16 protein-coding genes are annotated in these 18872 nt (G+C 65.4%); 8 read left to right on the top strand and 8 right to left on the bottom strand.

What is annotated here, in order from left to right; all coding sequences use genetic code 11:
- The first annotated feature begins 437 nt into the window (after positions 1 to 437).
- The 4 genes from ACFW0H_RS16675 to rhlB all read left to right on the top strand — a co-directional run bounded on the left by ACFW0H_RS16675 (position 438) and on the right by rhlB (position 5425).
- On the top strand, positions 438 to 1097 hold the full coding sequence (locus tag ACFW0H_RS16675; RefSeq protein ID WP_422914981.1) for an alpha/beta hydrolase: 660 nt from the start codon (positions 438 to 440) through the stop codon (positions 1095 to 1097).
- Positions 1098 to 1548: 451 nt separating this feature from the next.
- Entirely contained in the window at positions 1549 to 2487 is a 939-nt protein-coding gene (locus tag ACFW0H_RS16670) for a GGDEF domain-containing protein (RefSeq protein ID WP_422914980.1), read from the top strand.
- 209 nt (positions 2488 to 2696) lie between these two features.
- Positions 2697 to 3854 (top strand): dipeptidase, encoded by a 1158-nt coding sequence (locus ACFW0H_RS16665; RefSeq protein ID WP_422914979.1) that lies wholly within the window; start codon positions 2697 to 2699, stop codon positions 3852 to 3854.
- Between the two features lie 98 nt (positions 3855 to 3952).
- On the top strand, positions 3953 to 5425 hold the full coding sequence (gene rhlB / locus ACFW0H_RS16660; RefSeq protein WP_422914978.1) for an ATP-dependent RNA helicase RhlB: 1473 nt from the start codon (positions 3953 to 3955) through the stop codon (positions 5423 to 5425).
- Between the two features lie 252 nt (positions 5426 to 5677).
- On the opposite strand, the gene ACFW0H_RS16655 is transcribed toward rhlB, so the two are convergent.
- From ACFW0H_RS16655 to ACFW0H_RS16630, 6 genes are read right to left on the bottom strand one after another with little or no spacing between them, the layout of a single operon-like run.
- Positions 5678 to 7009, bottom strand: a complete 1332-nt coding sequence (locus tag ACFW0H_RS16655; protein ID WP_422914977.1) for a DUF58 domain-containing protein — start codon at positions 7007 to 7009, stop codon at positions 5678 to 5680.
- Complete coding sequence (locus ACFW0H_RS16650; protein WP_422914976.1) at positions 7006 to 8034, bottom strand: AAA family ATPase; 1029 nt, start codon at positions 8032 to 8034, stop codon at positions 7006 to 7008. Before ACFW0H_RS16650 ends, ACFW0H_RS16655 begins: the two co-directional genes overlap by 4 nt.
- The gene (locus ACFW0H_RS16645; protein ID WP_422914975.1) at positions 8031 to 9332 is read right to left on the bottom strand and encodes a DUF4350 domain-containing protein; all 1302 of its coding nucleotides are present in this window, start codon (positions 9330 to 9332) and stop codon (positions 8031 to 8033) included. Before ACFW0H_RS16645 ends, ACFW0H_RS16650 begins: the two co-directional genes overlap by 4 nt.
- A complete protein-coding gene (locus tag ACFW0H_RS16640; protein WP_422914974.1) occupies positions 9329 to 10912 on the bottom strand; it encodes a DUF4129 domain-containing protein in 1584 nt (527 codons plus the stop codon). Before ACFW0H_RS16640 ends, ACFW0H_RS16645 begins: the two co-directional genes overlap by 4 nt.
- A complete protein-coding gene (locus ACFW0H_RS16635; protein ID WP_422914973.1) occupies positions 10899 to 11879 on the bottom strand; it encodes a stage II sporulation protein M in 981 nt (326 codons plus the stop codon). Before ACFW0H_RS16635 ends, ACFW0H_RS16640 begins: the two co-directional genes overlap by 14 nt.
- Complete coding sequence (locus tag ACFW0H_RS16630; protein WP_422914972.1) at positions 11876 to 12610, bottom strand: RDD family protein; 735 nt, start codon at positions 12608 to 12610, stop codon at positions 11876 to 11878. The genes ACFW0H_RS16635 and ACFW0H_RS16630 overlap by 4 nt, the downstream gene beginning before the upstream one ends.
- A 320-nt stretch (positions 12611 to 12930) precedes the next feature.
- Here ACFW0H_RS16630 and sbcB point away from each other — a divergent pair, with 320 nt between their 5' ends.
- Complete coding sequence (gene sbcB, locus ACFW0H_RS16625) at positions 12931 to 14361, top strand: exodeoxyribonuclease I (protein WP_422914971.1); 1431 nt, start codon at positions 12931 to 12933, stop codon at positions 14359 to 14361.
- A gap of 84 nt (positions 14362 to 14445) precedes the next feature.
- Here the strand turns inward: sbcB and mvaT are convergent, their stop codons facing one another.
- The gene (gene mvaT, locus ACFW0H_RS16620) at positions 14446 to 14826 is read right to left on the bottom strand and encodes a histone-like nucleoid-structuring protein MvaT (RefSeq protein WP_422914970.1); all 381 of its coding nucleotides are present in this window, start codon (positions 14824 to 14826) and stop codon (positions 14446 to 14448) included.
- A 324-nt stretch (positions 14827 to 15150) separates the two neighbouring features.
- Here mvaT and purU point away from each other — a divergent pair, with 324 nt between their 5' ends.
- Genes purU through ACFW0H_RS16605 form a run of 3 tightly spaced genes read left to right on the top strand, consistent with a single transcriptional unit; the run spans position 15151 to position 16661 of the window.
- On the top strand, positions 15151 to 16002 hold the full coding sequence (purU, locus tag ACFW0H_RS16615) for a formyltetrahydrofolate deformylase (protein WP_422914969.1): 852 nt from the start codon (positions 15151 to 15153) through the stop codon (positions 16000 to 16002).
- Between the two features lie 48 nt (positions 16003 to 16050).
- Entirely contained in the window at positions 16051 to 16476 is a 426-nt protein-coding gene (locus tag ACFW0H_RS16610) for a CBS domain-containing protein (protein WP_422914968.1), read from the top strand.
- Positions 16477 to 16487: 11 nt separating this feature from the next.
- Positions 16488 to 16661: a hypothetical protein gene (locus ACFW0H_RS16605; protein ID WP_422914967.1), complete on the top strand. Its 174-nt coding sequence runs from the start codon at positions 16488 to 16490 to the stop codon at positions 16659 to 16661.
- A gap of 236 nt (positions 16662 to 16897) precedes the next feature.
- Here the strand turns inward: ACFW0H_RS16605 and ACFW0H_RS30165 are convergent, their stop codons facing one another.
- Positions 16898 to 18775: a methyl-accepting chemotaxis protein gene (locus ACFW0H_RS30165; protein WP_459077310.1), complete on the bottom strand. Its 1878-nt coding sequence runs from the start codon at positions 18773 to 18775 to the stop codon at positions 16898 to 16900.
- Between the last annotated feature and the right edge of the window lie 97 nt (positions 18776 to 18872).

The following is an 18872-nucleotide window of genomic DNA, read 5'->3' as shown; positions in this document are numbered from 1 at the left end:
ATCCCACCGCCGTACCCTCGTGAGGCAGGTTCAACCTTTATGCACTGGAAAAGGTCAACCGGGGTGTCGGACCTAAGGAAGGAGTCTAGTTGGCGCTGCTCCGCTCGCCACCAGACCTTTCCTCGCCCATTGGTCGAATGGGCTGGAGACGGATTGCGTCCACCCCTGCACCATGAATGGCGCCGGATGATCGCTTGCAAGGTGGCGACCGGAGTCGCCGCCCAACCCGTTGCACGCCGGGGTTTGTGTTACCGCCCCAGGCTGTGAATCAGTCAGGTGCCGAGTAGCAAAGGCCGTACCAGCCAGGTGCCAGTAGGCCTATTCCGATAGGTCAATAGGAAAAGTTTTAACCGTGCGACATATTTTTCAGTTATTAATCCCCCCCTTTTTAGCCGCTTGCCCCACAACTGTGCAGAAGCACCACAACGGAGCCACACATGAGTGACACACTGATCCTGGAGCCCACACACCGCGCCGATGCCTGCGTCATCTGGCTCCATGGCCTGGGCGCGGATCGCTATGACTTCCTGCCGGTGGCCGAGGCCCTGCAGGATGTCCTCGGCACCACCCGCTTCGTGTTGCCCCAGGCGCCGACCCGCGCCGTGACCATCAACGGCGGCTGGGCCATGCCGTCCTGGTACGACATCCTCGCCATGAGCCCGCAGCGGGCCATCGATGAGGCGCAGTTGGAAGAGTCGGCGCAGCAGGTGCTGGCCCTGGTGCAGGCGCAAGTCGACGCAGGCATCGAACCGCGCCGTATCTTCCTCGCCGGTTTCTCCCAGGGCGGCGCCGTGGTCCTGCATGCCGCCTTCCTGCGCTGGCCGGGCGAGCTGGGCGGCGTGCTGGCGCTGTCGACCTACGCGCCGACCTTCAGTGACGACATGCAACTGCCGGATGCAAAACGACAACTGCCGGTGCTTTGCCTGCATGGCACGTTCGACGATGTGGTGCTGCCCGCGATGGGGCGCGCGGCCCACGATCGCCTGGCCGCCGCCGGGGTTCCCGTGGAGTGGCGCGACTATCCGATGGCCCACGAGGTATTGCCGCAGCAGGTCCGTGACATCGGCACCTGGCTGGTGGAACGGCTGCACAGCTGATCTCCCAGCCCCAGGACCAGAACCGGCCATGGCCCAGACCTCCGCTCTGCCCATTGCAACCCGGCGTGACATCGAGATCGTCTTTCACTGGAAGAGCCCATGGCGGGCTGCTCGCTGAAATTCCGCTTGATGGCCTGAGGCCATCTATACTCACTGGCAAGAGGCCGCCTACGGGGCGGCCTTCTGGTCTTTGCCACATCGATGGAGCGCATTGCCGGCCGGAGCCATGGGCTTCCGGTCTTTTCGCGCACCCAGAAAAATGTTGCGAATTTGTGGCGAATGCCAGGAATCGTCGCGTTCCCTACCGAGATCCGGCCGTTTGTCGGCCCAACTTTTGGCGGGCATTGCCAGACAAAAAGTACGGGAATAATTTCACCACCGGGTTAACAGCTCAGACAGGGATCGTTAGCGGTGCCGTCCGCTTCGACTGCCATCCGAGGCCGTTGCAGCCATGAAGCATGTCCACTGGCAAGAAGACTTGGCTCTATTGAGCCGACTGCGTCTGTTCCAGAACGTCACCGCGGGCTGTCTCGAACAGCTGCTCAAGGAATTCCGCGCCTGCGACCTGGAGGCGGGCGAAGTCGTATTGTCACCCTTCAACCGAAACCAGTACCTCTACCTGGTGTTGAGCGGGCGGCTGAAGGTGTACCTGGGCTCCCTGGACAACAACCCGGTGAGTTCCATCGAGCCGGGCGATTGCGCGGGAGAGATCAGCTTCATCGACGACGACCATCCTTCGGCCTATGTGGTGGCCAGCGAGCCCACCAGTGCGCTGCGCCTGCACCGCCAATCCCTGGTCAGCCTGTTCCAGCAGTCGCCGCAGCTGATGCAGAACCTCCTGGAACTGCTCTGCGACCGTGTGCGCCAGGGCAACCGGATCATTCTCGATACCGAACAGAACGCGAAGATCGACACCCTCACCGGGCTGTTCAACCGTCGTTGGCTCGAGCATGTCTACCAGCGGGAAAGTACCCGTTGTGCCTTCAACGAGCAGCCACTGTCGATGCTCATGCTGGATGTCGATCACTTCAAGGCCTACAACGACAACCACGGCCACCTGGCCGGCGACTACGCCCTCTGCCTGGTGGCCCACACCTTGCGCAGTCAGTTGCGGCCCACGGACAGCATGGCGCGCTACGGTGGCGAAGAGTTCGTCATCCTGCTGCCGGAGATGGGTAGCGGTGAGGCCCGCGCCATCGGCGAACGCCTGCGCTGCAGCCTGGAACAGATCTCCTCCTTCTATTCGCCGCTGGGGGTGCTGCCCGGGGTGACCGTCTCCATCGGCCTGGCCGAGATGCGTCAACCGGACAGTCTGCAGGGCCTGATCGCACGCGCCGACAGCGCGATGTACCAGGCCAAGCAGGACGGGCGTAATCGGCTGAACGGCTGACTGCTAGCAGGACCTGTGCTTGTAGGGGCGAATTCATTCGCCAAGCAGGCCGAAGGTCTGCCCAGAGGGATAGCAGGGGCAGCTGCGCCGCCCATGGCGAATGAATTCGCCCCTACAGACGTGACGCCTCAGATATCCGAAGTTTCCCAATCCCCTCAAACGCCTGTTTGCTAAAGTCCGTTCACGACAAGACAGCCGGGATGCTGGATATGCGCAAACTCCTGATCGCTTTGCTGGTGCTGGTGGTCGTTGGCCTGGGCATTTTCTTCTACCTGCCGGGACTGCTCGACCGCCTGATGAACAGGGTGGCCGCGCCGCCGCCCTATCACGCCTCGATTGAGGCCCAGAAGCTGCACAAGACCCTGTTCGTCGCCGACCTGCACGATGACGCCCTGCTGTGGAATCGCAACCTGCTGGAGCGCCATGACTTCGGCCACAGCGATCTGCCGCGCCTGCTGGAAGGCCACGTCGGCCTGCAGGTGTTCTCCACCGTCACCAAGACCCCGCGCTTTCTCAACTACGAGCGCAATGACTCGGACACCGACAACGTCACCCTGCTGGTCATGGCCCAGCGCTGGCCCCGCGCGACCTGGAGCAGCCTGCTGGAGCGCGCCCTCTACCAGGGGCACAAGTTGGAAGTCGCCGCCGCCGGTAGCCAGGGCAAGCTGACCCTAGTGCGCAGTCGCGACGACTTCGCCAGGTACCTCGCGGCCTGGGAAAAGGACCCGAACCGCGTCGCCGCCATCCTCGCCACCGAAGGCCTGCATCCGCTGGAGGGCAAGCTGGAGAACGTCGACCGCCTGTATGACGCGGGCTTTCGCATCGCCGGCCTGACCCACTTCTTCGACAACGAAGTGGGCGGCTCCGCCCATGGGCTGGAAAAAGGCGGGCTGACCCCCTTCGGTCGGCGCGTGATCGCCCGTCTGGAAGAAAAAAAGATGCTGGTGGACCTGGCACACGCATCCCGCGCGCTGATCGAGGACGTGTTGGATATCGCCGAGCGGCCGGTGCTGGTGTCCCATACCGGGGTCGAAGGCACCTGCCCGGGCACCCGCAACCTGAGCGACGCCCATATCCAGCGCATCGCGGCCAGCGGCGGGGTGATCGGCATCGGCTACTGGGATACCGCCGTCTGCGAGACCTCGGTGAAGGCCATCGTCAAAGCCATCCGCTACACCGCCGACAAGGTGGGCGTGGAGCATGTCGCACTGGGTTCGGACTTCGATGGCACCGTCCGTACGCCATTCGATACCAGTGGCCTGGCGCAGCTGACCCAGGGCTTACAGGAGGCCGGTTTCAGTGAATCGGAGATTGCCCTGATCATGGGCGGAAATGTGCGGAGGTTGCTGTTAGAGACCCTCCCTTAGTTCAAGTCAAGCCCGCAAATGCCCGCAGCTCTTCGCCCTGCGGGCATCTTGCTTTACACTGGCGGCCGTTCATTCCTTAACCAATCGACGAGACGACCGTGCTCAAGGCACTCAAGAAGATATTCCGCAAGGGTGAAGAGCCGCAGCCCGGCACCACTCCTACCGCTCCAGCCCCCGCCCGTGCCGAGAAGGAAGAGCGTCCGGCCAAGCCGAAACATGCGCCTCGTGAAACCGGCGAAAAGGCCGAAGGCTCCAGCGAACGCCCGCCCCGTGGTGAAAAGAAACCCCGCAGCGACAAACCCAAGTCCGACAAGCCGCGCCGTGAGCGTCCGGCCAAGGCCGCCGCGGTGGATAACTGGAAGCTCGAGGATTTCGCGGTGGAGCCCCAGGAGGGCAAGACCCGCTTCCATGACTTCGACCTCGATCCGCGGCTGATGCATGCCATTCACGATCTGGGCTTCCCCTACTGCACCCCGATCCAGGCCCAGGTCCTCGGTCACACCCTCAAGGGCAAGGACGCCATCGGCCGTGCCCAGACCGGTACCGGCAAGACCGCCGCATTCCTCATTTCCACCATCACCCAGCTGCTGCAGACCCCGCCGCCGAAAGAGCGCTACATGGGCGAGCCGCGCGCGCTAATCATCGCGCCGACCCGCGAGCTGGTGGTGCAGATCGCCAAGGACGCCCAGGCCCTGACCAAGTACAGCGGCCTCAGCGTCATGAGCTTCGTTGGCGGCATGGACTTCGACAAGCAGCTCCGCCAGCTGGAGTCGCGCTTCTGCGACATCCTGGTCGCCACCCCGGGCCGTCTGCTGGACTTCAACCAGCGCGGTGAGGTGCACCTGGACATGGTCGAGGTGATGGTGCTGGACGAAGCTGACCGCATGCTGGACATGGGCTTCATCCCGCAAGTGCGCCAGATCATCCGCCAGACCCCCTACAAGGGCGAGCGCCAGACCCTGCTGTTCTCCGCCACCTTCACCGAAGACGTGATGAACCTGGCCAAACAGTGGACCGTGGACCCGGCCATCGTCGAGATCGAGCCGGAGAACGTCGCCAGCGAGACCGTCGAACAGCATGTCTACGCCGTGGCCAGCAGCGACAAGTACAAGCTGCTGTACAACCTGGTGGCGCAGAACAACTGGGAGCGGGTGATGGTCTTCGCCAACCGCAAGGACGAAGTGCGCCGCATCGAGGAACGCCTGACCAAGGACGGCATCAGCGCCGCCCAGATGTCCGGTGATGTGCCTCAGCACAAGCGCATTCGTACCCTGGAAGGCTTCCGTGAAGGCAAGATCCGCGTGCTGGTGGCCACCGACGTCGCTGGCCGCGGTATCCACATCGATGGCATCAGCCACGTGATCAACTTCACCCTGCCGGAAGATCCGGACGATTACGTCCACCGCATCGGCCGTACCGGCCGTGCCGGCGCCAGCGGCACCTCCATCAGCTTCGCCGGTGAGGACGACGCCTTCGCCCTGCCGCCGATCGAAGAACTGCTGGGCCGCAAGATCAACTGCGAAATGCCCCCGACCGAACTGCTCAAGCCGGTGCCGCGCAAGCACCACTAAGGCTGGGTGGAATGAAGAAAGGCGAAGCGAAGGCTTCGCCTTTTTCTTTGGGCGGGAGAAGGGGAGACCTTTGGTCTCCTTGGCGATTGAAATCGCCCCTACAGGGAACAGACCAGGCTGGGCGATGAACAGTCGTAGGGTGGATCACGCTTCACCGATCCACCATCGGGGTTCGGCATGGCGCCGCTGGTGGACAGAAGAGCGCTGTCCACCCTACGGCTACACGCTGAGCGCAGTGTTCTGCCGAAGTCTCTACAACGCTCCCGCCTTCTTCCATGCCAGGTAGCGGCTCACCAGTTGCGGGCCCAGCTCGCTGGGGCGGGCGTCGAGCACGGGCACGCCGTGGGCGGCCAGGCGTTCGTGGAGGCTGCTGCGGGCGTTGAGGTAATCCACCGTGCCGCAGTAGGCGAGAGCGTCATCGAAGTTCTGCACCGGGCTGTGGCGCAGGCTGTCGAGTATCTCCTCGCGCAGGCTGACTACCAGCAGCCGGTGTTGGCGGCCGAGGCGTTTCACCGCGGCGAACAGCTCGGCGTCGTCCTCGTCGCGCAGGTTGCTCACCAGTACCACCAGGGCACGGCGGTGCTGGCGCGCCAGCAGGGCATCGGCGGCGGCGCCGTAGTCGGCCGGGCGCAGGGTGCTGTCCAGGTCGTAGACGCCATTGAGCAGCACATTGAGCTGGGCCGGGCCCTTCACTGGCGCCACATGGCGATCGCGCTCGGCGGCGAAGGTGGACAGGCCCACCGCGTCCCCCTGGCGCAGGGCGACGTAGCTGAGCAGCAGGCTGGCGTTGAGGGCGTGGTCGAAGTGCGACAGGTCGCCGTCCTGGCTGCGCATCCGCCGGCCGCAGTCGAGGAGGAAGATGATCTGCTGGTCGCGCTCGTCCTGGTACTCGCGGGCGATGGGCGTGCGCTTGCGCGCGGTGGCCTTCCAGTCGATCTGCCGCAAGGTGTCGCCGTCGCGGAACTCGCGTAGCTGGTGGAACTCCAGGCCCAGGCCGCGACGCGGTCGCTGGCGCACGCCAAGTTGGCTGAGCCAGTCGTCGACCGCCTTCAACTGGGCGCCGTAGAGGTGGGCGAAATCAGGGTAGACGCGCGCCTCGCCGGGATGCGCGAGGATGCGCCTGTGCCGCCAGAGCCCAAGGGGGCTGGGCAGCTGCAGCTCGCAGGCGGGGAAGGCGAAGTGGCCGCGCTTGAGCGGGCGCACGCGGTAGCCGAACTCGGTCAGCTCGCCCGGATGCAACGCCACCTGCTGCGGCAGCGGCTCGAATTCCATGGCGTCCGGCACCTGGTCGAACACTTCGACCTCCAGGGCCTGGCCATAGCCATGGTGCAGGGTCAGGCGCACCTCGCTCCAGCGCCCCAGGGCGAGGTTGCCCGGTAGCTGGCGCTCCAGTCGCGGCGACGGCATGCGCCGCAGCCACCAGGCGTCGAGCAGGGCGAGCAGGGCCAGGGCGCAAAGCAGGCCCCACCAGAGGGTGGGCAGCTGCGCCGGCAGGCCAATGCCCAGCACCGGCAAGGCGCCGAGCAGCACGGCCAGGCCGAAGAGCCCGGCCACCATCGCGAGCAATCCGCGGGAGGGCTTCATAGGCGCGGCGCCGGCACCTGGTCGAGGAGTTGCTGGAGAACCTGGTCCACGGACAGGCCTTCGATATCCAGTTCCGGCGACAGCCGCACGCGATGGCGCAGCACCGCCAGGGCGCAGCCCTTGATGTCGTCGGGCAGCACGAATTCGCCGCCGCGCAGCAGGGCGCGGGCGCGACCGCCACGGACCAGGGCAATGGACGCACGTGGACCGGCGCCCATGGCCAGGCCTGGCCAGCTGCGGGTGGCACGGGCCAGGCGCACGGCGTAGTCCAGCACCTGGTCGTCCACGGGGAGTTCACTGGCGATCTTCTGCAGGGCCAGCACGTCGCGGGCCTGGAGCAGGGTGCGCAGGGGCGCCACTTCGAGCATGTCGGCTCGGGCCGAACGGCTGACCTGGCGCACCAGGTTGAGTTCTTCGTCGGCGGCCGGGTAGTCCATGCGCAGCTTGAGCATGAAGCGGTCGAGTTCGGCTTCGGGCAGGGGGTAGGTGCCTTCCTGCTCGATAGGGTTCTGGGTGGCCATCACCAGGAACGGCTGGGGTACTGGCAGGGCGCGACCTTCAAGGGTGACCTGGCGCTCCTGCATCACTTCCAGCAGGGCGGCCTGGGTCTTGGCCGGGGCGCGGTTGATCTCGTCGGCCAGCAGCAGGTTGGTGAACACCGGCCCCTTGCGCAGCTTGAACTGTTCGCTCTGCATGTCGTACACGGCGTGGCCGGTGACGTCGCTGGGCATCAGGTCGGGGGTGAACTGGATGCGCGAGAACTCGCCGCCGAAGCAGCGCGCCAGGGCACGCACCAGCAGGGTCTTGCCGAGGCCCGGCACGCCTTCCACCAGCACGTGTCCGCCGGCCAGCAGGGCGGTGAGAACGTCGTCTATCACCGCCGCCTGGCCGATCACGGCCTTCTGCAGTTCCAGGCGCACGGCCTGGGCCAATTGACTGGCGCGCTGGCGCTGGCTGGTTGCCGAGGGCGCGGTGGCGCTGGAGGCTTCGGGTTGCGACGGGTCGGAAATCTGTTCGCTCGTCATAGGGCATTCCTGAGGGTTTGCAGGTGGGCGACCTGGCGGGTGAAATCGGCGGCGTTGAGCCGTTGCCGGGGCAGCGGGCGCATGGCTTGGCTGATGGCGCCGGGCGGCAAGCGGGTCAGGCGACCCAGCACCTGCCACTGTTCGGCTACCGGCAGGCGTTCGAAACCGGGGTGGCGGTGCCGCGCGCGGCGCTGGATATCGCGCTGCAGGCCTTGCAGCAGGCTGGCCTGGCCGCTGCGGCGAAGCAGGAAGTCGGCGCTGCCGCGCAGGTGTTCCTCCAGTTGCCGGCGGGCTCGACTGGCCGGCGCCTGTAGCGGCCCCTGGCGTTGGCCGATATGCCAGAGCACGAGGGCCGCGAGCAAGGCCAGGGCCACCAGGGCCTCGGGGAAGTTCCGCCCGAGCAAGGTGGCCAGGCCGTCGCGATCGGCGCGGTAAAGCAGGGTGACGCTGCTGTCCTGGGTGAGGTACCAGAGCAGCCAGGCGTTGTCGTATTTGTCGATGTCGCGGTTCTGCCAGATCCAGCCGTCGGTGAGCACGGTGACCAGGCCGTCGCCGTGGTTCAGCTGCAACATGTGGGTGGCCTTGGCGCTGTTGGCCCAGGCGTGGGCGCGGTTCTGGCTGTCGTAGAGGTGGAATTGCGGATCGAAACTGGCGTAGGCCGGCGCCTGTTCGTTTTCCAGGTAGAGTTTGGTCAGTTCGGGATAGGGGTCGTCTGCGATCCGGGCCTGTTCGTCTTCCTCGGTGCTGGCGTTTTCCGCCTGCTGGTCGGCGGGCTCGTCGGTTTCGTCGGCCTGAGCGACCTCCTCGGCCTGGCCGGTCTGCTCCGTCTGGTCGGCGCTCTCCTGCGCCTCTCGCGCAGCGTTTTCGTCGTCGTCCAGGTCCTTGGTTTCGAATTGCTGGATACCCAGGCGGTCAGCCAGCAGGTCACTGCTCTTGCCTTTCTTTTCCTCATACAGGGCCTCGGCGATGAACAGCAGGTGCCCGCCCTTGCTCACCCACTCCAGCAGGCGATCCGCCTGGCGCGGCGTCATGCGCTCGCGGCTGCCGAGCAGCAGCAGGCTGTGACCGGCACTGGGCAGCTTGCCCAGTACGTCCAGGCCATCGGCGCGTGCCACTTGCAGTCCTTGCCGGCGCAGGAAGTGTTCGGCGGCGAGGTAGGGGTTGCCCGTGACCTCCGGGGATGGGCCGTGTTCGACGGTGTCCTGGTAGGACTGCAGGTGCCCGGCGATGTAAATCGCCAACAGTCCCAGCAGCAGGAACAGGCTGGCGCCGATGAGGACGCGCGGACGCAGGCTCATGGCGCGACTCCTGTGGCAAACAGCCGCCGCCAGTGGTCGCAGAGGCTCTGGTGCAGTTCCGCGGAGGGCAGGCGATGACCGTAGGCCAGGTTCTGCCAGTGTCCCATGAGGGCCTGGCTGAACCCTTCCAGGTCGGTGTTTTCCAGACGACGCACCAACTGCAGCACCTCGCCCTCGGTATGGGATTGCCTGAGCGGCAGGCGGAAATCGTGCAGGAGGCGGCTGAGCAGGGCGCGGTAGAGCAGGCCAAGGGCTTCGCGGGGCTGGGTCGCCCAGAGGCGCTCGGACTCCCCGGCGACGTCGTCGGGCAGGCTCTCCGGTGTCAGTTCCAGGCCAAAGAGCACCGAGGGGGCTTCGCGCGGGCGGCGCTGGGGTAGGCCGAGGCGGCTGGCGAAGGCGCTCAGCCAGTCGCGGTAACGCCAGAGCAGCAGGACCAGGAGGCTGATCACCAGGCCCCAGAGCAGCACCTTGATCACCAGCGCGAGGGTATCCAGGCTCCTGGCGTACTCGGCCAGCTTGAACAGGTTACGGATGAACTCGGCCCAGCCCTCCGCATCCTCGGGCGTGTCCTGCTGGTCGGCGCTTTCCTCGCCCAGGCGCCAGCGGGTGACTGTTTCGCGGTTCTGGAAGGGCGGCGCGTCTAGCTGGGCGTTGATGGCGTCCTTCGCGGCCTTGCTGGTCAGCGCCTGGTGGGTGAGGCGTTCCGTGTCGGGGCCATCCAGGAACGCCTGGGGGGCGGGGCAGAAGGCCGGGGCCTCGTCCGCCATGGCCGCTTGCGGCAACTGGCTGAGCAGCAGCGCCAGCCCCAGCAGCAGGGCATAGGCGGTGCCGGTCAGGCGCTGGCGCATGCGGCGGAACTGCAGCTCGATGTCCCAGCCTTCCAGGGCGGTGCGGCGGTTGAGGTAGAGGGTGAAGCCACAGGCCACGTATACCGGGCCCCAGATCGTCAGCACCAGCAGGTAGAGGCTGTTGGAAAGGTGCTCCAGCCAGAGCCAATCGCCCGAGGCGACCTCCAGGAGCTGTTGCCAGTCCCAGTCGACCGCGACCTGTTTGGGCAGCATCAGGTAGAGCAGGGTGGCCAGGCCGAACCAGAGGGCCGATTCCAGGTGCACGCCGATCACCGTCAGCCAGGTCGCGCCACCCGCGTCGCGTTGCCCCAGGACCACCAGGCGCTGGCTGCGGGCCTGACCGGCGAGCCCTTCGAGTTGCAGCACCGGCAGATCGAAACTGCGGGTGGTGCTGAGCCGGCGCCAGGTTAGGCTGGCGATCAGTTGTGGCTTGAGTAGCCGCGGATAGGCGCGCAGGGCTTCCTTGAGGGTGGGCGTGTCGCCGAACAGGGCGCGGGAGAGGATGTACAGCGGCAGCCGTTCATAGGCCGGCTTGAGCAGCCAGAAGATGAAGATCGCCAGGCCCGGGTAGTTCCAGCAGATCAGGCTGAGCAGACCGAACACCGGCAGGGTGACCATTGCCCAGCTGGCCATCAGTAGCCCGGCGTGGCGGCGCGCCAGCAGCACGCCGAGGTCCATGGCCTCCCAGGCGCTGCGTGGGCGAATGGCGACGCTGGCGTCAGTCAGCCGCATGGGCCCTCCTGCCGACCAGTCCGAAGTAGACCCCCACCAGCAACCAGAGGCCCGCGCCCACCAGGTATTTCACCTGGGGTTCCACCAGGCGGATGGACGACCAGTAGGCCTCGATGAAAGCCGCGATCACCAGCAGCAGGATCACCCCGGCCACCAGCTGCACGCTGCGTCCGGCGGCCAGGCGCAGGGCTTCGGCACGGGGCAGGCGGCCGGGGGCGAGCAAGGCCCAGCCCAGCTGCAGGCCAGCAGCGCCGGCGAAGGCGATGGCGGTGAGTTCGAAGGCACCGTGGCCGATGACGAAGGACCAGAAGGTCTCGCCGAAGCCGATCTGGGTCAGATGGCCGGCCACGGCGCCTATGTACAGCCCGTTGAAGAACAGGAAGAACAGGCTGCCGATACCCAGGAGCAGGCCGCCGGCATAGGTCTGAAAGGCGATGCCGATGTTGTTCATGATGTAGTGGCCGAACATCATCCAGTCGTCCCCCGCGTCCCGTTCGCTCATGGGGCCGATGCGCCGGGCATCCGGATCGTACATGGACTCCATCGACGACACCTGCTCCGGGTCCAGCAGGCTGTAGACCAGGTCCGGCCAATTGTGGACCAGCAGGCCCATCACCAGCAGGCTGCCGTAGAACAGCAGGCTGGCGGCGGCGATGCTGCGCCACTGGTCGCGCACCAGACGCGGGAAACCGCCGAGGACGAAGCCCAGCAGGCGCGCGCCGAGGTGGCTGCGGTGACGGTAGAACTGCTGGTGGCCGCGCATGGCGAGGCGTTGCAGGTGGTCCACCAGGTGGCTGCTGTAACCGCGCTCCTGGGCCAGGGCCAGGTGCTGGCAGATCTGTCGATAGTCGCCGGCAAAGGATTCGCAGGCGCGGGCGTCGGCCTTGCCGCGTTCGAGGCGATCGAGCAACTCGGCGAAGGCTTTCCAGTTGGCCTGGTGATGGCGTTCGAAGAGGTTCTGTTTCATGGCGCGTTCGACCCCAGCAGGCCACGGGCGATGCCATTGATGCGTGCTTGCGCCTGCTCAGGTGGCACCGCCAGCGGCTCGGCCAGTATGGCGGCAAGCTCGGTGCGGCGCGCCTGGGACAGACTGGCCTGGCGTTCCGCGAAGCCGAGCAGGGCACGCTGGTCGGCGAGGCTCAGGGGGAAGGGCGCGCGTTCCGGCTCCGCCTCCGGCAGTTCCGGGCGCTGGGCCTTCTCGTCGCGGTAGACCACCAGGCTGCCGGCGGCGATGTCACCCAGGCGCTTGAAGCTCGGGTGCATGAGGCAACTGAGTATGCCGAGGGTATAGGCGAAGGGCAGCAGGTCGACGAAGCGCAGCAGGTTGCGCACCAGGGAAGCCGACCAGCCGATGGGGGTGCCGTCGTCGTGGATCACCCGCAGACCCATCACCTGCTTGCCCGGCGAGCGCCCCTGGTTGAGCACTTCGAAGAGCACCATGTACCACCAGTTGAGCAGGAACATCAGGATCAACCCGAGGCCGAAACCGAACTGCCCGAGCAGGGCCAGGGCGACGAAAAGCAGCAGCATCACGGCGCCGCGGATCGCCAGGTCGATCGTATAGGCCAGGGCGCGCGGCAGCAGGCCGGCCGGTCGCAGGACCAGGTCGATGCCTTCGGGGGTTTCCACCTGGTAGCGGGTGTCCAGCGGCTGGGCCGTGGCATCGGCGGGATGGGAAGGAGCTCGGGGTGCGGGCATCGGCGGGGCGCCAAGGGGAAAGCCCGATGCTAGCGAGCGGCCGGTATCCAGGCAACCGGACAGGGCGGAGTCATGCCGCATGCTGTGAAGGACTTGGGGCTTTCGACGGGGCAGCCGTTGCGCAGGCGCATCCGAAAGCGGCATGAGGCACGGGCATGTCGGTCAGTCCTTGTCGAGGCGAGCGTGCGGAGGCGCGATTCTAGGCGCGCCGGAAAGTACGCAGCAAGCGGGGCCGAAGGCGAAATTTCCCCGCGCGTTCGGCGCCGTTGAGAGGTGCAGCCCGGTGTTAGACTGCCGGCCTCACGTACAAGGGGAACGCCGTGACTTCCAGCATTTTCTGGCACGACTACGAAACCACCGGGATCAATCCCCGCTGCGACCGGCCGCTGCAGGTGGCCGGAATCCGTACCGACGAGGCGCTCAACGAGATCGGCGAGCCGATCAATCTCTACTGCAAGCCCAGCGATGACATCCTGCCGCATCCGGCCGCCTGCCTGGTTACCGGAATCCTGCCCTCCACCCTGGCGGCGAAAGGGCTGGGGGAAGCGGAGTTCATGCATCGGGTGCACGCCGAGCTGGCACTGCCGGGCACCTGCGGCGCCGGCTACAACAGCCTGCGCTTCGACGATGAGGTCACGCGCTACAGCCTCTACCGCAATTTCTACGACCCCTACGCCCGCGAATGGCAGGGCGGCAACAGCCGCTGGGACCTGATCGACCTGGTCCGCACCGCCTATGCATTGCGTCCCGAGGGGATCGAATGGCCGCAGCAGGATGGTCGCGTCAGCCTGCGCCTGGAGCTGCTCACCGCAGCCAACGGCATCGACCACGGCCAGGCCCACGACGCGCTGTCGGACGTGCGCGCGACCATCGCGCTGGCGCGCCTGCTGCGCCAGCGCCAGTCGAAACTGTTCGACTACCTCTATCAGCTGCGCAGCAAGCACAAGGTGCAGGAGCAGGTGCGGCTGCTGCAGCCGCTGGTGCACATATCCGGGCGCTTCTCCGGCGAGCGGCATTACCTGGCGGTGGTACTGCCGCTGGCCTGGCACCCGCGCAATCGCAACGCACTGATCGTGCTTGACCTGCAGGCCGACCCGGCGCCGCTCCTGGACCTGGATGGCGATACCCTGCGCCAGCGGCTCTATACCCGTCGCGACGAACTGGCGGAGGGTGAACTGCCGGTGCCGCTCAAGCTGCTGCATATCAATCGCTGCCCGGTGGTGGCGCCCCTGACGGTGATGCGCGAGGCCGATCGACAGCGCCTGGGCGTCGATCTCGACCTGTGCCGGCATCGCGCAGCCCTGCTCACTGAGCACGCCGCCCTCTGGCAAGCCAAGTTGCCGGTCATTTATGCGCAAGAGGAATTCTCCTCGCTGGATGATCCGGAGCAGCAGTTGTACGACGGATTCCTCGGTGACCGTGATCGCCGGCTCTGCGAACAAGTACGGCGTGCCGATCCGCAGCAGCTGTCGCGGGAGAACTGGCCATTCGACGACCCGCGCCTGCCGGAATTGCTGTTTCGCTACCGCGCCAGAAACTTCCCTGAAACTTTGTCGGAGTCAGAGCAGGGGCGTTGGTTGGAATTTTGTCGAAATCGGCTGAAGAGCCCGGAATTCGGCGCGCCTAATACCCTGGCGAGTTTTTTCCAGGTACTGGATGAATTGCTGGCAAAGACTGAGCCGGCACAACATGCGGTGTTGCAGGAATGGCGCGGATATGCCATGGAACTGGGCCGCCGCTTCGGGGTGTGAACGCGGCCGAAAAACTTTCCGGGCTTAAGTCCGGGCCAATAAAAAACGCCAGCGGTTGCTGGCGTTCTTTCTATTGCGCGAGGCTTAGCCCAGAATCGTGGCCCAGCTCTCGACGGTGTCGGCGCCCCACTTGGCTTTCCACTCTTTCAGGGTCTTGTGGTTGCCGCCTTTGGTCTCGATGACTTCACCGGTCTCGGGGTTCTTGTACTGCTTGACCTTGCGGGCACGCTTGCTGCCGGTGCTGGCGGCCTTGGCGGCGCGCGGCAGCTTGCTGGTGCGGGCATCGGGGTCGAGCAGGGCAATGATGTCACGCAGGGACTTCTGGTATTCGCCCATCAGCGTGCGCAGTTTGCCTTCAAATTCCAGTTCTTTCTTGAGCTTGTCGTCCTGGGACAGGTTCTTCAGGCGCTCTTGGAGCTCTTTGATGGCTTCTTCCGTTGCCCGGTATTCGTTGATCAGCGACATGTCGGCGTCCCTTGTTGGAATCTGGTGGTGACTTGTGTTTACGAAGTGTCAGCAATAATAGACAGCGATAAACCGCAAGTAAATAAGCAGGAAAACTTTTGTTCCCATTGATGGTGGCTTCTTTTATCTCATATTAGTCCCGCTCCCGCGCCAACGCATAATTGCGCTGCGAAGGCCGCTATATCAGCGGTCTGGCGCCCCTTAGTTGTGCGCGGCGAGTTGTAGGAGAGCGCCGGTAATCCCCTCCAGGCTACGAGGTTACTGAAGTTTTCTCGCGCACTGGCTAGAATGGCCGCCTTTGCGAAGTCTCTGGAGTGTTCCCCCATGCGCACATTTCGTCTGGTGATTGCCTGTCCGGACGGCGTCGGCATCGTAGCCAAGGTCAGCAACTTCCTGGCTACCTATAACGGCTGGATCACCGAAGCCAGCCACCACTCGGATAATCAGAGCGGCTGGTTCTTCATGCGCCATGAGATCCGGGCCGATTCCCTGCCGTTCGATCTCGACGGTTTCCGCCAGGCGTTCGCCCCCATCGCCCGTGAGTTCTCCATGGAATGGCGAGTGACCGACTCCGAAGTGAAGAAACGCGTGGTGCTGATGGCCAGCCGCGATTCCCACTGCCTGGCCGACCTGCTGCACCGTTGGCACAGCGGCGAGCTGGACTGCGAGATTCCCTGTGTGATCGCCAACCACGACGATCTGCGCAGCATGGTGGAATGGCACGGCATCCCTTACTTCCATGTGCCGGTGGATCCGAAGGACAAGCAGCCGGCCTTCGACCAGGTCTCCCGCCTGGTGGAGGAGCACAACGCCGATACCGTGGTGCTCGCCCGCTACATGCAGATCCTTCCGCCCGAACTCTGCCAGCGCTATGCCCACCAGGTGATCAACATTCACCACAGCTTCCTGCCGTCCTTCGTCGGCGCCAAGCCCTATCACCAGGCATCGCTGCGCGGCGTGAAGCTGATCGGCGCCACGTGCCACTACGTCACCGAGGAACTGGATGCCGGCCCCATCATCGAGCAGGACGTGGTGCGGGTGAGCCATCGCGACAGCGTCGAGGACATGGTCCGTTTCGGCAAGGACGTGGAGAAGATGGTCCTGTCCCGTGGGCTACGCTATCACCTTGAAGACCGGGTGCTGGTCCACGACAACAAGACCGTCGTGTTCAACTGATGCCGTTGGCGGGCACCCGCGCCGGTCCATCGGCAGAGGAGCCCGCCCATGCTCAAGTCCATCAGGGTGCGTGACTGCATGAGTCACCATCTGGTGACCTTCAGGTCCGACACCGACCTTCTAGATGCCATCGACCGCCTGCTGGAGCACCACATATCCGGCGCGCCGGTGGTGGACTCCCAGGGCCATCTGATCGGCATGATCTCCGAAGGCGACTGCCTGCGCGCTGTACTTTCGGGCGCCTGCCGCGAAGCTGCTGGCGGCAGCGTCAGCGGCTACATGTCCACCCCGGTGGAATCCATTTCGCCGGAGGCAGACATCATCGACCTGTGCCAGCGCTTCCTGCGCGACAAGCGCCGGCGCTTCCCGGTGGTGGAAGACGGCAGGTTGGTCGGTCAGATCAGCCGCCGCGATGTGCTGCGCGCGGTCAAGGCCTTCGCCCGGCACGAAGCCGGCCAGCCCCCTGAAGTCTGAGGAACCCGCCCATGGCCGATCCACGCGACCGCGCTACCTCCAGCCCGCCGCCCATCCTGGGCGAGGGCTGCGTACGACGCTATGACCCGGATGAGCTCGGCGAGGACAATGGCACCGAGTTTCCCGGTGCAGCCGAGTTGTGGCGCAAGGTGCAGGAAGAGGAAGAAAAGAAGAAGGCGCCCTAGGGCGCCTTTCCGGTTTAGCTGGGGACGGCTCTTGTAGGTTGGTGCTGAGCGAAGCGAAGCCCAACACGCGGAGCTGAAACCAGGACCGTTGGGCCTCGCAGGCTCGGCGCCAACCTACGGTCCTGACTCAGTTTCGTAGGGTGGATAACGCTCTTTTTATCCACCAGCGGCGCCATGCCGAACGACGATCGGTGGACCGCAAGAGCGTGGTCCACCCTACGCGAGGCTCCCCTGCGTCAGATCCGGAAGCTCCCCACCAGTTGCTGCAGGCGCGCGGCCTGCTGGTCGAGGTCGGCGCAGGCGCGCAGGGTGGCCTGGAGGTTCTCCACGCCCTCCTGGTTGAGGGTGTTGATCTCGGTGATGTCCATGTTCAGCGAGTCGACCACGGCGGTCTGTTCCTCGGTGGCGGTGGCCACCGACTGGTTCATGCCGTCGATCTCGCCGATGCGCTGGGTCACGCTGCCCAGGCGCTCGCCGGCCTGGTTGGCGATGGCCACGCTCTCTTCGCTGTAACGCTGGCTCTCGGTCATGGTGCTGACCGCCTCGCGGGCGCCGACCTGCAGCTCCTCGATCATCTGCTGGATTTCCTGGGCCGACTCCTGGGTGCGGTGGGCCAGGTTGCGCACCTCGTCTGCCACCACCGCGAAGCCCCGGCCGGCTTCACCGGCGCGGGCGGCTTCGATGGCGGCGTTGAGGGCCAGCAGGTTGGTCTGCTCGGAGATGCCCTTGATCACTTCGAGGATCTGGCCGATGTTCACCGTCTTGCTGTTCAGCGTTTCGATGTTGCCGCAGGAGGCGCGGATCTTCCCGGACAGCTCGTTCATCGCGGCGATGGTGCGTTCCACCACCTGGCGGCCGTCCTCGGCCAGGGTGCGGGCGGAGGAGGCCTGGTGCGAGGCGTCGGCGGCATTGCGGGCGATCTCCTGGGCGGCGGCGCCCAGCTCGTTGATCGCCGCGGCCACGCTGTTGGTGCGGTTGGCCTGCTCGTCGGAGTTGCTCATCGAGGAGTTGGAGGCGCTGAGCACCAGGCGTGCCACCTGGTTGACCTGGGTGGTGGCCGAGGACACTTCGCGGATGGAACCGTGGATCCGCTCGACGAAGCGGTTGAAGGCGCTGGCCAGTTCGCCGAACTCGTCCTGGGCGTGAATGGCCAGGCGGCGGGTCAGGTCGCCTTCGCCCTGGGCGATGTCCTGCATGGCGCGGCCCATGGTGTGCAGCGGTTGCATCAGCACGCGGATCAGCATGCCCAGCAGCATGATGATGAGCACCACGGCGATCAGGGTGGCAATGATGGCCGAGGCGCGGAACTCGCTGAGCAGGCTGTAGGCCTTGCCCTTGTCGATCGACAGGCCGAGGTACCAGTTGACCGAGGGCAGGCCCTTGATCGGAGTGAAGGTGACGATGTGTGTGGCGCCATCCAACTCCACTTCGCTGAAGCCGCTGCCGATGGCCGGGGTGTTCCGCGGGAAGGCGTCCCGCAGGGTCTTCATCACCATGTCCTTGTTCGGGTGCACCAGGATCTTGCCGTCGGCGCTGACCAGGAAGGCGTGGCCCGTGCCGCGGAAGTCCAGGGCGTTGATGATCTTCACCAGGGTATCGAGACCCAGATCGCCACCGGCGACGCCCAGGGACTGCACCGGCGTGGCGATGGTCATGATCAGATGACCGGTGGCGGCGTCCACGTAAGGTTCGGTGAGGGTGGTGCCGCCGGCGCTCTTGGCGCCCTGGTACCAGGGGCGGGTGCGCGGGTCATAGCCGTCCGGCATCGGGCTGTCCGGGCGCATGGTGAACTTGCCGTCCTGGGCCCCGAAGTAGGTGAAGGCGAAGGTGGAGGTCAGCGCGCGCTGTTGCAGCAGGGCCGGCACCGCCTCGTCCGAGGGATTGGCGGCGAGGGATTCGGCCACGCTCTCCACCAGCAGGATCCGGCCGGAAAGCCAGTTCTGGATGTTGCTGGCGGTCACATCGCCCATTTCCTGCAGATAGTTTTGCAGGTCGTCACGGAGCGCATTCCTTTGCAGGTAATCGTTGTACAGGGTGAACAACGAGAAGGCTGCGATTACCACCAGCGAGGCGGCCAGCAGGATCTTGTGGCTGAACCTGAGGTTTTTGATCATGTTTGCTTGCGTCCGGTTGGGTCAGGCACCAGTCTTTCATGGCACTCAAGTGCAGAAAAACTGAGTAGAAACGTCGGTTTAGTTATCGGCGCGGTCC

Origin of the sequence: Metapseudomonas cellulosilytica (genome assembly GCF_049334135.1) — a bacterium.
Taxonomy (GTDB): Bacteria; Pseudomonadota; Gammaproteobacteria; order Pseudomonadales; family Pseudomonadaceae; genus Metapseudomonas.
Note: the sequence above shows the minus strand (reverse complement) of the source record. Positions and strands in the feature narration are given on the sequence as shown.